The organism is Actinosynnema sp. NPDC023658, from assembly GCF_040639995.1.
In the GTDB taxonomy this organism is placed as follows: Bacteria; Actinomycetota; Actinomycetes; order Mycobacteriales; family Pseudonocardiaceae; genus Actinosynnema.
In genome coordinates this window covers 1-1673 of the sequence record NZ_JBFAAX010001134.1, presented here as the reverse complement: position 1 = coordinate 1673, position 1673 = coordinate 1, and the positions used below count along the sequence as shown (strand labels likewise).

At 73.3% G+C, this 1673-nt stretch carries 1 pseudogene; it reads left to right on the top strand.

From position 1 onward, the window contains the following. Positions 1–11: 11 nt before the first annotated feature. Positions 12–1673: pseudogene (locus AB0G02_RS38875) on the top strand (amidohydrolase); the annotation flags it as partial.

Sequence of the window (1673 nt, the reverse complement as noted above, 5' to 3'; positions counted from 1 at the left end):
GCCGGTCCATCGTGTACTCCAGCGACCGCCAGGGCGTTGCCGCGCTGCGGGTGCGCGACCTGGTGACCGGCGAGGACTCCGCGCTGGGCGGCGCGGTCGCGGGGGCGCAGACGACGCCGCGGTTCTCCCCGGACGGCAAGCAGGTCGCCTACGTGGACCAGGACGGCGCGGTGTGGGTCCTCGACATCGCCGCGGGAAGCCGCAGGCAGGTCACGCCCGCGCTGTTCCAGCCCGGCAGGCCGACCTGGTCGGCTGACGGCACCGTGCTCGCGCTGGCCGCCGTCAAGCCGTTCTCCCGCCGCTTCCGCGAGGGCACCAGCCAGGTCCTCACCGTGCACCTGGGCACCGGCGAGCTGCGCTACACCGAGCCGATGCCGTTCCGCTCGATCGCGACCCGCGGGGACGACGGGCCGGTGTGGTCGCCCGACGGCGGTCACCTGGCGTTCGTCGTGGAGAGCGTGGCCTGGGTCGTCGCGGTCGACGCGGCGGGCCGGTTCCTGGGCGACCCGCGCCAGGTGACCCACGAGGTGACCGACTCCCCGACGTGGTGCGGCCCGGACGCGTTGGTGTACCTGTGCAACGGGGTGCTGCGCCGGGTGCGCCTCGACGGAGGGCAGCCGCGCACCATCCGCCTGGACTTCTCCTGGCGCAAGGCGGCACCGCCGTCCCGCACCGTCATCCACGCCGGCGCGGTGTGGGACGGGGAGGGCGCGGACCTCCGCCACGACGTCGACATCGTCCTGGAGCACGGCCGGGTGCAGGAGATCCGGCCGCACCGCGCGGCGGCGGGGGAGCGGGTGGTGGACGCGCGCGACCTCGTCGCCATGCCCGGACTGGTCGACGCCCACAACCACTGGCACCTGCGCGGCCGCCAGTGGGGCGCGCGGCAGGGCAGGCTGTGGCTCTCCTACGGCATCACGACGACCCGTTCGCCGGGCGACCCGGTCTACCAGATGCTGGAGACCAGGGAGGCGCTGGAGGCGGGCACCCTGGTGGGGCCGCGGTACTTCGCCACCGGCGAGGCGATCGACGGCTCGCGCGTCTACTACAACTTCATGCGGCCCACGCTGTCGCGCGCCCAGCTCGACCTGGAGCTCAAGCGGGCGCTCGAACTCGACTACGACATGGTGAAGACGTACGTGCGGCTGCCCGTGGAGCTCCAGCGGGAGACCGTGCGGGCCGCGCACCGCGCCGGTGTCCCGCTGTCGTCGCACTACCTGTACCCCGCCGCGTCCGTGGGCATGGACGGCATGGAGCACGTCGGCGCCACGAACCGGCTCGGCTACTCGCACACGATCAGCCGCACCGGGCGGGCCTACCAGGACGTGGTGGAGCTGTTCGTGCGCTCCGGCATGTCGGTGACGCCGACCCTGTTCCACTCCCACGCCCTCTACGCCGACGACAAGTCCTTGGTGACCGACGAACGCTCCCGCGTGCTGTTCCCGCCGTGGGAGTACGACCGGTACGTCGCGGACGCCGAGTCCGCCGGCACGCCGAGCTCGACGTTCTCGCGGGACGTCCTCGCCGGTTGGGTCGACGCGGTGCTGAGGGTGCACCGCGCCGGCGGTCTGGTGATCTGCGGCACGGACGCCCCGCTCGACACCATCGCAGGTTGTCCCAGCAGGGACCGGTGGGCTCGCCCCGCTACTCCAACCTCACCGCGGACGAGCAGC